Below are 12,100 nucleotides of genomic sequence, written 5' to 3' on the forward strand. Positions count from 1 at the left end.
ATTACTCTATAGCCGTCTCAGGAACTCTGTCGAGGGAATTCTAAAATGGAGTCTCGGCAGGGATGTAGAGGATCAAGATCACTGGGTAGATCGATTCACCTCTTTGACGACAAAGAGCGAGATAATCACATCTTCAGAGATCGTGATCCCCGTGCAGTCATCGGATTCAACAGAGCAGACGAGTACACGATGCAGCGAAAGCGCAAACCAACAGCGTCGGTAGATGTCACAGTCTTCGCGGTTCCGCACCGCACAAGCGAAGATGAGCACGTCCGGTTCGTGACGAATTTAGATGTGGACTCATCGACAGCAAGAGCATACGCGGCGGCATTCCGCCGCCGCTGGGGGATCGAAACGTCATATCGACAGCTCGGCGATTTCCTCCCGAGAACGTCATCGCCGACGTTCTCGGTAAGACTGTTCTACTTTCTGTTCGCGGTGACGTTGTACAATCTGTGGGTGTTAGCCAACGTGTTAGCTTCAGCTGAAACAGTTCCAGAGACACCGCAGATATCAACACGGATCTTCCGTAGGTTCGTTCTCTCAACAGACTACGGCTGAGTTCACACTCGACTCTGACCGGGATGATCGGTGAGTACGCCTCATTGCGGAGAAGCATCGCCCGGAAACGCCGCTAAGCGGCGTTCCCTCGCTCTCTCACTGAGTCTGTCACAGCAAAAAATCCGCTACGATCGTGAAATGTGCGAACCCAACAGCTCGGTTAGTACGGAACGAGATTTGATTCGGCAACTACTGTAAAGCGCGAGGCTTTCTCCTCGATTCTCCGTAACTACGCCTGCCTCGCGGCGCACGTCGACGAAGAGGATCTCACCGCGGGGAACGCCTGCGAGTGGTCGCCGGGAGGGTAGATCGGGCGGACTCGAGAGGGATCGCGTGCTCTCCTCGCGCGAACATGCATTTAAGAACGTTGCCGAGCAACTCTCGATCATGGCCGCAGAGATATCCGATCGGGTCCGAGAGATCGCGGAGGCGAACGATCTTCCGGAGTCCGAAGTGTTCGAACGGGCACTCGAACGCGGTCTCGAGACCCTGTGGGAGGATATCGTTCTGAAACAGTACCTCGGCGAAGAGATCGATCGCGAGGAAGCAATCGAACAGGTCGGGCGAGCGAAAGTCGAACGCGCGGAACGGGAACAGCGGGTCGTGGAAGAGGACATCGACTGGGGCCTGAACGCGTGACGCTCGCGGCCGTCTCCGACTCCGGACCACTCATTCGCCTCGCTGAGATCGACTCACTCGGGCTCCTTTTCGTGTTTGACGAGTTCTTCGTGCCGGAGACAGTCTACGCCGAGATCGAGGCGGGCGGCGTTCCGACCGGACTGGACGACTTGTCGTACGAACTCGTCGAGGCCGACGTGGACACAAAGGAAACGAGCGATCTGGATGCAGGTAAAGCGCGGCGATAACGGTCGCAAGAGAACGTGAAATAACTCTGGTGAACTACCCTACCCTACTCGCTCATGGCTGACGCCGTTCGCTCCTTGAGGGTAGGGCTTCCTGCTTCCACGACGCGCTTTGCAGACACAACCGCAGTGTCCGCAGGGAGCGCAGTCTCCACAGGCGTTGATTCGGAGTGTCCCACTCCTACTTCATCGAGACCGCGAGAAAGGATGTTCCACGCCGCGTTCGCGTCCCTGTCCGCCTCAAAACCGCAGGCGGGACAGGAGTGTTCACGGACCCACAACGGCTTGTCCGTCGAGACGCCACAGGACGCGCACTCCTTGGTCGTCCCTCTCGGGTTGACCGCGACGAAGTGCGTCCCCTCTCGTTCGCACTTGTATTCGAGCATCCGGAGGAACGTCCGCCACGCGGCAGACGCCGTGTTGCGGCTGTTCGACGGACTTTCCATCATCCCCTTCACGTTCAGGTCTTCGACCGCCACGAGGTCGTACTCCCGAGCGTAGTACGCCGAGAGTTTGTGCAGGAAGTCGCGGCGCTTCCGTCGGAGATCGGCGTGACACTCCGCGACGCGCCGCCGTTGCTTCTCGTAGTTGTTCGACCCGTGTTCTTTCCGTGAGAGCTTCCGTTGTTCGCGTTCCAAGCGGTTGCGCTCGCCGGAGAGGTCGAGCGACCCGACTGCCGTACCGTCGGTGTCGTGGGCGTACTTGAGTATCCCCACGTCGATGCCGACGCATTTCTCGGGATTCTCAGGCGGTTCGGGCGGTTCACGGTCCATTTTGACGCCGAAGGTGGCGAACCACTCGCCCGTCGGTTCCTTCTTGACCGTGACCTGTTTGAGCTTCGCGTCGTCGGGGATGGCGCGGTGGAGCCGAATCGGTATGTCCGCGAGTTTCGAGAGTGACAGGACAGTCTGACCGCCCTTCTTGTCGAGCTTGAAGCCAGACTGACTGTACGTGAAACTGCGGAACTCCCGTGGCGGCTTCCACTTGAGTTGACCGACGCCGTAGCCGTTCTCCTTGAGTTTGGAGAGTCCTTTGAGGTTGTCGAACAGCCGTTCTACGACGGTTTGGAGAACTTTCGAGTACACATCGGAGAGGTCGTCCCACCACGTTTTGAGGTCGGGTAGTTCCGACCGTAGGGTGGTCATGGACGGCAGTTCGCCGTGTTCGTCTTGGTACTCGTTGAGCCGATAGAGCGTGTGGTTGTACAGTTGCCGACAAATATCTCGGTGGCGGTCCAACTCCTCGCGGTGGGTGTCGGACGGTTTGAGACGGTATTTGTAGGCGTAGTACATCCGTTACTCTCGTTCCTCAATTAGCTCGTCCAACTGCTCTCGGACGAACGACGAGAGGTTGAGGTGTTGGTCCTCAATCCACTCGTCTTGGTCCTCTCGGATGGTGATTGTCTTCCGTTTCACCGTAATGCACACTATGCACATTATACTATAATAGTTTTGATGGAACGTTGGCCTGTGGGCCGAGCGTCGAACGTGTTTGAGGACTGTGCGGCGCTGTATCCCCTCCCTGCTCGCTCCTGTTGGTCGCTCGCTGAGGAAGGGGGATTAGCGCCTCAATCAGCTAACGGACGATCTTGCAGCCCGTAGGTCGGCGTCTGACGACAGAATCGATGTACACGGGTCGGTCGGTGTCATCGCTCTTGCACACGGTCAGGGCCGACTCGATGCCGACGAGGCCGCTAGGCGTATGCGAGCGCTTCAGCGAGACACGAGTCTGTTTATCACTGATGCAGTGATCGAGAGCGGTATCGAACTGTTGGACGAAACGGGATAACCCGACGAGAAAGCGATCGGGTCCTGCGCTCTACGATCCGGCCGTCGCTACTCGTTTCGCGGACTGCTCGGGTGGTAATCGGTGTCGTACTGCCCCGGGTTGCCGTCCACGCGGTCGGGGTTGATCCGGCCGGCAAGCAGCATGAAGTCGAGGACGGTGCAGTACAGCATCGCCTCGACGACGGGGACGGCGCGCGGCGGGAGCACGGGGTCGTGGCGGCCGACGACCTGGACCTCCTTCTCCTCGCCGGTCTCCCAGTCGGCGGAGCGCTGCTTCTTCGGGATGGAGGTTGGGGCGTGCCACGTCGCTTCGCCGTAGATCGGCTCGCCGGTCGTGATCCCACCCTGGAGGCCGCCGTGGTCGTTGCCGACCGGGACGGGGTCGCCCGCCTCGCTCTCGACGTGGTCGAACGACTCGCCGTCGTCGAACGTCCAGTCCTCGTTGCGGTCGCTGCCGGCGACGCGCACGGCGTCCTTCCCGAGTCCGTACTCGACGCCGGTCGTCGCGGGGATCGAGAACATCGCCTGCCCGAGTCGCGCGGGGAAGCTGTCGAATCGGGGCGCGCCGAGCCCGCGGGGAACGCCGCGGCACTCGAAGTAGATCGAGCCGCCGATGGAGTCGCCGCGCTCCTGGTACTCCTCGATCAGCTCCTGCATCTCGGCGGCCGCCTCGGGGTCGGCGCAGCGCACGTCGTTCTCCTCGCTGCGGTCGAGGAGCTGTTCGAAGCTCACCGGGTCCGCCTCCACGTCGCCGATGCGGTTGACGTGGGCCTTGATCTCGACGTCGTACTCGGAGGCGTCGAGCACCTGCTCGGCGACCGCGCCCGCGGCGACCCAGTTCACCGTCTCGCGCGCGGAGGAGCGCCCGCCCCCGCCCCAGTTGCGCGTGCCGAACTTCGCCGAGTAGGTGTAGTCGCCGTGCGAGGGGCGCGGCGCCGTGACGTACGGCTCGTACTTGCCGGAGCGCGCGTCCTTGTTCTGGATCACCATCCCGATCGGCGTCCCGGTGGTGTAGCCGTCCTGCACGCCGGAGTTGACGACGACCTCGTCGGGCTCGCCGCGCGAGGTCGTGATCATCGACTGGCCCGGCTTGCGTCGGTCGAGCTGCGCCTGGATCGCCTCCTCGTCGAGCTCGACCCCCGCGGGGACGCCCGAGACCGTCACGCCCATCGCGTCGCCGTGGCTCTCGCCGTACGTCGTCACCTGGAAGAGCCGCCCGAACCGGTTCCCGTTCATACCCGACCGTACGGCCGAGGGCATATAGGGGTTGCAATCCGCGCAACCGGTCCCCCGGTCCTCGGCGGGCCGAGCGCCGCGGTCGACGCGGCCCGTCGACCCCGTTCAGGGCTCGGGCCGCGAGCCGAGCGTCACGTCGACGGTCTCCTCGGCTCCGTCGCGCACGACCGTGACCGCGACCGCGTCGCCGGGGCGCGTCTCCAAGGCGAGGTACTGCGCGAGGTCGGCGCGCTCGGCGATCGGCGCGCCGTCGAGCGCGACGACCGTGTCGCCGCCGGTCGGCACCGTCGCGCCCTCGACCGTCGTCTCGCCGTCGGCGCCGCGGAGCGCGCCGTCGGCCGGGCCGCCGTCCGCGACGTCGACGACGTAGACGCCGCGCGCCTCGGCGAGGCCGTTGCCCGCCGCCAGCAGCGGGTCGACCGGGAGCACGCTCACGCCGAGGTAGGAGTGCTCGTAGCTCCCGGTCTCGATCAGCCGGGGGACCACTCGATTCACGAGCCGGGCGGAGACGCCGAACCCGAGGTTCACCCCTCGCGTCGCGGTCGCGACCCCGATCACGGTGCCGTCGAGGGTGACGATCGGGCCGCCGCTGTTGCCCGGGTTCAGCGCGGCGTCGGTCTGGATCGCGTCGGCGATCGAGAAGCGGCCCCGCGCCGTCGACGAGGCGGGGATCGTCCGGTTCCGACCGCTGACGATCCCCTGCGTCGCGGAGCCCTCCAAGCCGAGCGGCGCGCCGACGACGAGCACCTCGGTGCCGATGGGCGGGAGGTCGGTCGCCACCGGGAGCGGGTCGCCGGGGAGCTCGCCGTCCAGCTCGACGACCGCGAGGTCGCTGTACGGGTCCCGACCGACGACCGTCGCGTCGAGCCACGTCTCGTCGGCCGCCTGCACGCGGATCGTGTCCGGGTCACCGATGACGTGGTCGTTCGTGATCAGGTGGTCGGCGTCGTACAGGAAGCCCGAGCCCTGGCCGGCCGGGCCGCCCTCCGTCGGGCCGAAGACGGTGTCGCGGCGCTCCACGTACGTGCGGACCCGCGCCACGGAGGGCGCGACCGCGTCGTACACCTCGTCGTAGCCGGCCGCGTCGGCGTCGTCGAGCGGCGGCTCGACCTGCGGCCGCGCCGCGGAGACCGCGTCGCCGGGCGGCGACGCGTCGTCGGTCGCTCCGAGACAGCCGGCCGTCGCACCGAAGAGGGTCACTGCGCCCCCGCAGAGGACCTCGCGTCGGGTACGGTTCATGACCGGAGCTACGATCCGAACCGGATTAAGCGGCCTGCCGCGTCCGACGGGCGTTTATAACCCGACGCCGTTGGTGGGAGCGTGCGCGATCGTCTCACTTCCGATCTGGGCGTGTACGCCCTCTCGGGCCTGTTCTCGCTGGTCGTCTTCGCCGTGGCGCTGGGGATCCTCTCGCGGACGCTTCCCGACGGGCTCGGCTCCCGCCAGCTCGTCGGGCTCGTGGTCGGCTACCTGCTGTTCATCGGCGCGTACACCACGGCGTGGTTCATCTACTCCGAGATCGATAGCCGCGAGGAGATCTGAGCGCGGCGGAGCGCCCCGTGGGCGGGGCGCGGTTCCGCCTGCCGAACGGTTTTCACCCCGCCGCGCGAGGGGGCGGTATGACGTGGGACACGATCGCGCTCAACGTCGACGCCGACGGCGTCGCGACGCTCACCGTCGACCGCCCGGCACAGCTCAACGCGCTCACCGTCGACACGCTCGAAGCGATCGAGGCGGCGCTCGACGAGGCCGAGGCGGCCGACGCCCGCGCGCTGGTACTGGCCGGCGCGGGCGACGAGGCGTTCGTCGCGGGCGCGGACATCTCCTACATGGTCGAGCTGTCGACGCCCGAGGCGCAGGCGTACGCGGAGCTCGGCCACCGGGTCGCCGACGCGATCGAGACGTTCCCGGCGCCGACGGTCGCGGCGGTCGACGGCTACGCGTTCGGCGGGGGCTGCGAGCTGGCGCTGGCCTGTGACCTCCGGGTCGCCGCCGAGAGCGCGATCCTCGGCCAGACCGAGATCGACCTCGGGATCATCCCGGGCTGGGGCGGCACGCAGCGCCTCTCGCGGCTCGTGGGCGACGAGACCGCGAAGCGGCTGGTCTTCCTCGGCGAGCGGATCGACGCGGGCGAGGCGGCCGAACTCGGCCTCGTCGGAGAAGTGGTCGCCGACGACGCGTTCGGTGACCGGATCGACGAACTGGCCGGCGAGTTGGCCGCCAAGCCCGCCTTCGCCACCCGCGCCGCGAAGGAGGCGCTCAACGCGGTCCACGACGGGACGCAGCGCGGCGGGCTCGCGCTGGAGCGTCGGGCGTGGTCCGGGCTGTTCGGTACCCATGACCAGCGCGAGGGCATGCGGGCGTTCTTAGAGAAGCGCGAGCCGGAGTTCGAGTAGAGACGGGCGGTGACCGGACCGATAGGGTAGTGTGGCGGCGCGTGCCGATGAGCGGCCGACAGGCCGCGAATCGCACGCGCGAGGGAGCCCGCGGCCGCCGCGGGCGGCCGCGGCGAGGTTGGGGAGGGGTGAGGTGCTGTGCGGTGCGGTCGGGTGGGACTCAAAGGGGCGGCCGCGAGGCGGGCACAGGCGACGTAAGCACCGCAGGGAGCGAGTACCGCGAGCGACCGAGGAGCGCAGCGAGCGTGCGCCCGCCTCGCGGCTGGGGCTTTGGAGGTGTTCACTGCGGGTCTGTCAGTACGCGCTTATAACCGAGCGGCTGGGGCGTTGGAGCCGGTCACCACAGTAGCAGCTATTCATAAGCGATCGGCCGGAGTTTCTGCGACAGTCACGGTCTGCGTCGGTTCCGAAACGGAATCAGCGACCATCGCGGAGTCGTCCTGTGCCATCGGCCCGCATCGGGCGACGTAACCGCCACGCTTTATTAATCCGCCCGAGTACCGGCGACATGGACCAGTTGCGGCAGTCGCTCCTCGACGCGCCGATCATCGAGAAAGGCGAGTACCAGTACTTCGTCCACCCGATCAGCGACGGTGTCCCCATGCTCGAACCGGAGCTGCTCCGGGAGATCGTCATCCGGATCATCCGGAAGGCGGAGCTGGAGAACGTCGACAAGATCGTCACCCCCGCGGCGATGGGGATCCACATCTCCACCGCGCTCTCCCTGATGACCGACATTCCCCTCGTGGTCATCCGCAAGCGTCAGTACGGGCTCGACGGCGAGGTCCCGCTGTTCCAGGAGACGGGCTACTCCGAGTCGGAGATGTACATCAACGACGTGGAGGCGGGCGACCGCGTGCTCGTGCTCGACGACGTGCTCTCGACAGGGGGTACAATGAAGGCCATCCTCGACGCGCTGACGAACGAGGTCGGCGCCGAGGTCGTCGACGTCGTCGCCGTGATCAAGAAGGCCGGCGACAACGAGCTCGACGGCACCGACTACAACGTGAAGACGCTGATCAACGTCACCGTCGAGGACGGCGAGGTCGTGATCGTGGACGCGCAGGGCGACGACTAGATCCGATTCGGGATTTTCGAACAGCCAGTCGCTCGCCTATAAATAGTTGGTAGTGGACCGACGGTGAGCACATCCAAAGCCCCAGTCGCGAGGCGGGCGCACGCTCGCTGCGGTCCTCAGTCGCTCGCGTTGCTCGCTCCTTGCGGTCCATACGTCGCCTACGCCCGCCTCGCGACTGCCCCTTCGAGTCCCGCCCGTCCGCACCGCACAGCACCTCACACCTCCCCAGCCTCGCGGTTCGCGCTCTCCGAGCGCTCACCGCGTCCCTCGCGCGTGCTGCTCGGCCGCGAGGCGGCCTCGCAGGCACGCGCCGACCGCACCTGCCGCACCCTTTTATAAAACTCGCGTCCCCCCGCGACGCTGCCGGGCGCGGGCGCCTTTTATGCAAGGGTCGTGAATGACGGGGTACACATGAGCAGCGCGCTGTTCGTCGTGAGTGAGGAGGGGTACTGGGCCGAGGAGTGCATCGAGCCGCTGACGACGCTCGAATCCGAGGGCGTCGACGTGACGATCGCGACGCCGTCCGGGTCGCCGCCGGTCGTCGACGAGCGGTCGCTCGACCCCGAGGCGGCGGGCGGCGAGGAGCGCGTCGCGGAGTTCCGCGAGGTCGACGAGGAGCACCCTGGGCTCAACGATCCGGAACCGATCGCGACGGTCGAGGCCGACGGCTACGACGCGGTCGTCTTCCCCGGCGGCCACGGCACCGTCTGGGACGTGAACCAGGACCGGCACGCCCGGCAGCTCCTGCTCGACGCGGTCGCGGGCGACGAGGGCGTCGCCCTGGTCGTCTGCCACGCGGTCGGCATCCTCGCGTTCACCCGCGAGGCCGACGGGACGCCCCTCGTCGAGGGGCGCTCCGTCACCGGCTTCCCGAACGACTGGGAGGACGGCATCGTCGACGACGAGGACGTGATGCCGGACGGCCGCAAGCTCCCGTACTGGGTGGAAGACGAGGTCGTCCTCGCGGGCGCCGACTGGGACGCCGAGCTCGACGCCGACACCAGCGTCGCGGTCGACGGCGACCTGATAACCGCGCGCGGTCCGGGCTCGTCGGCCGAGGCGGCGGCGACGCTGTTAGAGGAGCTGTAATCCTGTCACGTACACATCAGCTATTTTTATTTCGGCCGTGAGTCCATGGCGTGAGACTCTCAGATATCGATCTGGAGGTCGGTGAGACCTACAGCTCTGACGGGCTCCAGTCAGTTTTTGATCGTGGTTTGACCGGGAGAGGGATCGAGATTTGCTACGACTCGGAGGATCGAAGATATCTTCGGCTGTTCGCACGCGGCGATGGACCGTATGCCGATATCCTCGGCGGAAACGAATTTACATACATCGGGGAGGGTCAGAGTGGGGATCAAGAATTAACGGCAGGCAATCGGTATCTCGCAGAGGCGGAGACAGCACCCCTTCCGATATTCTTCTTTTATAAGTCGGCTGATGCTGACGGTTGGGAATACCGCGGGCAAGTCGAGGTACTGGATTACGAACGAGTTCGGCGAAATGGTCGACGCGTGTTTGAATTTACTCTGACATACCAGACCAGGGATAGGGTGGATCAGTCCTCACACGCTTCGGACATTTCGCCCCCAAGACGAATTGAAACGCGTCGATCACGAGTTGTCCGCGACACACAGCTATCGGCGCAATTAAAGGAAGAATACGACTGTGAGTGTCAGATATGCGGAGACGTTCGGCAGCGATCACCCGGAGAGAGATACGCCGAAGCTCACCACATTCGACCGCTTGGCTCCCCGCACGACGGTCCAGATATTCGGTCGAATCTCATTGTATTATGTCCCAACCATCACGCTGATTTTGACTACGGAGTGCTCTCGGTCGATCCTGATACCGGCCGAGTCGCGCATGCGTATGACCAGACCGTCGATGGGACTACACTCATGACCCGACAGGATCACGAAATCGATCCGGAGTATCTACGTTACCATAACCGTGAGATCGCCGATTTCTAGGACAGTTATCGGATCACGAACGCCGGCTCCTCGATCCGCTCGCTCTTGCACTCGGGACACCGCGACGGCTCGTTGACCGGGTCGTCGAAACCGTCGAACCCGCACTCGCGGCAGGTCGGCGGCGCGACGAGGAACTCCTCGTCCGCGTCGCTGCCGCCGGCGTTCCCCTCTCGGACCGACCGCGAGACGTGGTGGAGGTGGTCGTACACGACCGGCGTCGGCAGCGACAGCGACTCGCCGAGGTCGCTCGCGGTCGCCGGCCCCTCGCGGAGCGTCTCGGCGATCCGCTGGCGCGTCGTCTCCATGGCGATGGGTTCGCGGGCGGTGGATAAAACGGCGACGGGAAGGTGCTCGCCCGCCCCTCACTCGTCGGAGCGCGGCGCCAACACCACGAGCGCGACGGCGTCCTCGACCGCGGTCGGCTCGACCGTCGACTCGCCCTCGAACCGGAGGAGCTCCCCGGCCTCGACGCGGTGGGGGTCGCCGTCGAGGGCGACGTCGATCGCGCCTTCCAACGCGTGGAACAGCACGGTCCGGTCGGGGTGCTCGTGTTCGGGCACGCGCTCGCCCGCCTCCAGCGACAGCCGGATCGTCTTCGGCTCCCGCCCGGGGAAGGCATCCGCGTGCGGTTCGCCGTCGAGGTCGGCGATTCGGACCCGATCGGCCGCGGCGGCGTCGAGGTCGGACATGGACGGCGGATCCGCCGCGAGCGCCATGTGCGGTGTCGCGAACGCGTTCGGTCCCGGGCCACCGGCCCGCCCTCCCCCCGCGGCGTCCGGGCGTCGGGTTCACCCGGGCGTCGACTCCGGGCCGTCGCCGTCGACGAGCGCCGCGATCCGGTCGCCGATCCGCGCCATCGTCGCGTCGGAGAGCCCGTGGCCGTCCCCCTCGTCGATCCGGAGGTCGACGGCGGCGCCGCCGCGCTCGAACGCGTCGGCGGTCGCGCGCACGCGCTCGACCGGGACGTACGGATCGCCCGCGCTGCTGTCGAGCGCGACGGGCGTGCCGGCGAGCGGCCCCGACGCCGCCCCCTCGTCGTCGGTGTCTGGGTCGACGACCTCGGACCCCGCGAGGTCCGCGCCCGGCAGCGCCGCCGAGACGACGAACGCGCCGCCGTAGCGCCGCGGGCGCCGCCGGAGGAACTCGCCGGCCACGCTCCCGCCCTGCGAGACCCCGACGAGGACGACCCGCTCCGGGCCGATACCGACGTCGCCGGCGACCCGACAGGCGGCGGCGACGCAGTCGACGGCCGAGGTGAGCGCCGGCTCGTTGGCCGCGACCGGCGCGTCGTGACGGGCGGGGAACCAGTTCGACCGGACCGCGCCCGGCGCGAGGAAGGTCACGCCCGGGCGGTAGAACTCGTCGGCGAGCCGGACGAGCCCTTCGGGAGTCCCGCCGCGGCCGTGGACGAGCACGACCGCGACCTCGGCCGCGGCGGCCGGCGCGCCCCCGGTGACCAGCGTGGCGTCGGCGTGCGGGTCCGGGAAGACGGTGAAGACGGACCCGGGCGTCCCGGTCGCGTCGCCGAAGTAGAGGTGGTACTGGAGGACGTCCTCGTAGTTCACCGTCCGGCGCAGCAGCCGGAGCCCGAGGAGGTCCCCGTAGAACCCGGCGGCCGCCTCCGCGTCGCCGACGATCCCCGTGACGTGGTGGAGCCCGGGCGTGTCGGGCAGCATGTGCTCACGGACGGGGGCGCGGCGCAAACCGGTGTCGGTCGGGGAAGCGGCGACGGCGACGTCCCCGCGACGGCTCAGGCCAGCCACAGCAGCCGGACGTTGCTCGCGGTGAGGGAGGCGCCGACGAGCGTCAGGAGCACGGGCGGGAAGTAGTAGAGGAACGCGTCGCCGTCGCGGGCGCCCGAGACGCTGATCCACAGCATGACGAGGTAGACGGCGATCTTCAGCGCCACGAGCCCGCCGAGGCCGAAGGCGTCGAGCGCGATCGCGACGACCGGGTTCGCCTCGTCGACCGTCGGGACGTACTCTAGGAAGGCGATCGTCGAGACGACGTCCCCGACGCCGTACGTCGCGGTCGCGGCGATCCACAGCCAGTAGAACTCCCGCGGTCGGCGGCTGTACGCCGGACGTCGCCGCCGATCAGAGGACCGAGACACGGCGTCACCTACGGGGCGCGCGTGGTGAATCTACCGGTCCGCGACGCTCGGACCGCCGCCGCTTCCGGATCGTTCAATGTCGACCGGCCGGAG

General features: G+C 66.9%; 14 protein-coding genes and 2 pseudogenes. 9 read left to right on the forward strand and 7 right to left on the reverse strand.

From position 1 onward, the window contains the following. Positions 1-45 precede the first annotated feature (45 nt). The 3 genes from NO900_RS06890 (at position 46) to NO900_RS06900 (ending at position 1,427) form a co-directional block, all read left to right on the forward strand. Positions 46-561, forward strand: a complete 516-nt coding sequence (locus tag NO900_RS06890) for a transposase (protein WP_256408483.1) — start codon at positions 46-48, stop codon at positions 559-561. A gap of 387 nt (positions 562-948) precedes the next feature. Further along, positions 949-1,200 (forward strand): hypothetical protein, encoded by a 252-nt coding sequence (locus NO900_RS06895; protein ID WP_256408484.1) that lies wholly within the window; start codon positions 949-951, stop codon positions 1,198-1,200. Beyond that, on the forward strand, positions 1,197-1,427 hold the full coding sequence (locus tag NO900_RS06900; RefSeq protein WP_256408485.1) for a PIN domain-containing protein: 231 nt from the start codon (positions 1,197-1,199) through the stop codon (positions 1,425-1,427). The genes NO900_RS06895 and NO900_RS06900 overlap by 4 nt, the downstream gene beginning before the upstream one ends. Before the next feature lie 44 nt (positions 1,428-1,471). Here the strand turns inward: NO900_RS06900 and NO900_RS06905 are convergent, their stop codons facing one another. Then, positions 1,472-2,716 (reverse strand): RNA-guided endonuclease InsQ/TnpB family protein, encoded by a 1,245-nt coding sequence (locus NO900_RS06905; RefSeq protein WP_256408486.1) that lies wholly within the window; start codon positions 2,714-2,716, stop codon positions 1,472-1,474. Between the two features lie 295 nt (positions 2,717-3,011). On the opposite strand from NO900_RS06905, the pseudogene NO900_RS17685 reads away from it, so the two are divergent. Further along, positions 3,012-3,212, forward strand: a pseudogene (locus NO900_RS17685) (nucleic acid-binding protein); the annotation flags it as partial. 47 nt (positions 3,213-3,259) lie between these two features. Here NO900_RS17685 and aroC read toward each other — a convergent pair. Continuing rightward, entirely contained in the window at positions 3,260-4,447 is a 1,188-nt protein-coding gene (gene aroC / locus NO900_RS06910; RefSeq protein ID WP_256408487.1) for a chorismate synthase, read from the reverse strand. A gap of 105 nt (positions 4,448-4,552) precedes the next feature. Further along, positions 4,553-5,686: a S1C family serine protease gene (locus tag NO900_RS06915; protein ID WP_256408488.1), complete on the reverse strand. Its 1,134-nt coding sequence runs from the start codon at positions 5,684-5,686 to the stop codon at positions 4,553-4,555. A gap of 81 nt (positions 5,687-5,767) precedes the next feature. Between NO900_RS06915 and NO900_RS06920 the strand changes: the two genes are divergently transcribed. The 5 genes from NO900_RS06920 to NO900_RS17690 all read left to right on the forward strand — a co-directional run bounded on the left by NO900_RS06920 (position 5,768) and on the right by NO900_RS17690 (position 9,894). Next, a complete protein-coding gene (locus NO900_RS06920; protein WP_256408489.1) occupies positions 5,768-5,989 on the forward strand; it encodes a hypothetical protein in 222 nt (73 codons plus the stop codon). A 77-nt stretch (positions 5,990-6,066) separates the two neighbouring features. After that, positions 6,067-6,843 (forward strand): enoyl-CoA hydratase/isomerase family protein, encoded by a 777-nt coding sequence (locus tag NO900_RS06925; RefSeq protein ID WP_256408490.1) that lies wholly within the window; start codon positions 6,067-6,069, stop codon positions 6,841-6,843. A gap of 508 nt (positions 6,844-7,351) precedes the next feature. After that, positions 7,352-7,921, forward strand: a complete 570-nt coding sequence (gene hpt / locus NO900_RS06930; RefSeq protein WP_256408491.1) for a hypoxanthine/guanine phosphoribosyltransferase — start codon at positions 7,352-7,354, stop codon at positions 7,919-7,921. Positions 7,922-8,332: 411 nt separating this feature from the next. Beyond that, positions 8,333-9,010 (forward strand): type 1 glutamine amidotransferase domain-containing protein, encoded by a 678-nt coding sequence (locus tag NO900_RS06935; protein ID WP_256408492.1) that lies wholly within the window; start codon positions 8,333-8,335, stop codon positions 9,008-9,010. Between the two features lie 50 nt (positions 9,011-9,060). Next, the gene (locus NO900_RS17690) at positions 9,061-9,894 is read left to right on the forward strand and encodes an SRA domain-containing endonuclease (RefSeq protein ID WP_379791690.1); all 834 of its coding nucleotides are present in this window, start codon (positions 9,061-9,063) and stop codon (positions 9,892-9,894) included. Between the two features lie 5 nt (positions 9,895-9,899). Here the strand turns inward: NO900_RS17690 and NO900_RS06945 are convergent, their stop codons facing one another. The 4 genes and pseudogenes from NO900_RS06945 to NO900_RS06960 all read right to left on the reverse strand — a co-directional run bounded on the left by NO900_RS06945 (position 9,900) and on the right by NO900_RS06960 (position 12,007). Continuing rightward, the gene (locus tag NO900_RS06945) at positions 9,900-10,199 is read right to left on the reverse strand and encodes a transcriptional regulator (RefSeq protein ID WP_256408493.1); all 300 of its coding nucleotides are present in this window, start codon (positions 10,197-10,199) and stop codon (positions 9,900-9,902) included. A 57-nt stretch (positions 10,200-10,256) separates the two neighbouring features. Beyond that, positions 10,257-10,565 (reverse strand): annotated as a pseudogene (locus tag NO900_RS06950) (cupin domain-containing protein); the annotation flags it as partial. Between the two features lie 117 nt (positions 10,566-10,682). Continuing rightward, positions 10,683-11,570 (reverse strand): VOC family protein, encoded by an 888-nt coding sequence (locus NO900_RS06955; RefSeq protein ID WP_256408495.1) that lies wholly within the window; start codon positions 11,568-11,570, stop codon positions 10,683-10,685. Between the two features lie 74 nt (positions 11,571-11,644). Beyond that, positions 11,645-12,007: a DUF5658 family protein gene (locus NO900_RS06960; protein WP_256408496.1), complete on the reverse strand. Its 363-nt coding sequence runs from the start codon at positions 12,005-12,007 to the stop codon at positions 11,645-11,647. Positions 12,008-12,100 lie beyond the last annotated feature (93 nt).

This window comes from Halorubrum rutilum, from assembly GCF_024494565.1.

Coding starts and splice junctions, on each gene's coding strand:
- NO900_RS06890 (WP_256408483.1), top strand. CDS start 46: ATGGAGTCTCGGCAGGGATGTAGAGGATCAAGATCACTGGGTAGATCG.
- NO900_RS06895 (WP_256408484.1), top strand. CDS start 949: ATGGCCGCAGAGATATCCGATCGGGTCCGAGAGATCGCGGAGGCGAAC.
- NO900_RS06905 (WP_256408486.1), bottom strand. CDS start 2,716: ATGTACTACGCCTACAAATACCGTCTCAAACCGTCCGACACCCACCGC.
- aroC (WP_256408487.1), bottom strand. CDS start 4,447: ATGAACGGGAACCGGTTCGGGCGGCTCTTCCAGGTGACGACGTACGGC.
- NO900_RS06915 (WP_256408488.1), bottom strand. CDS start 5,686: ATGAACCGTACCCGACGCGAGGTCCTCTGCGGGGGCGCAGTGACCCTC.
- NO900_RS06925 (WP_256408490.1), top strand. CDS start 6,067: ATGACGTGGGACACGATCGCGCTCAACGTCGACGCCGACGGCGTCGCG.
- hpt (WP_256408491.1), top strand. CDS start 7,352: ATGGACCAGTTGCGGCAGTCGCTCCTCGACGCGCCGATCATCGAGAAA.
- NO900_RS06935 (WP_256408492.1), top strand. CDS start 8,333: ATGAGCAGCGCGCTGTTCGTCGTGAGTGAGGAGGGGTACTGGGCCGAG.
- NO900_RS06945 (WP_256408493.1), bottom strand. CDS start 10,199: ATGGAGACGACGCGCCAGCGGATCGCCGAGACGCTCCGCGAGGGGCCG.
- NO900_RS06955 (WP_256408495.1), bottom strand. CDS start 11,570: ATGCTGCCCGACACGCCCGGGCTCCACCACGTCACGGGGATCGTCGGC.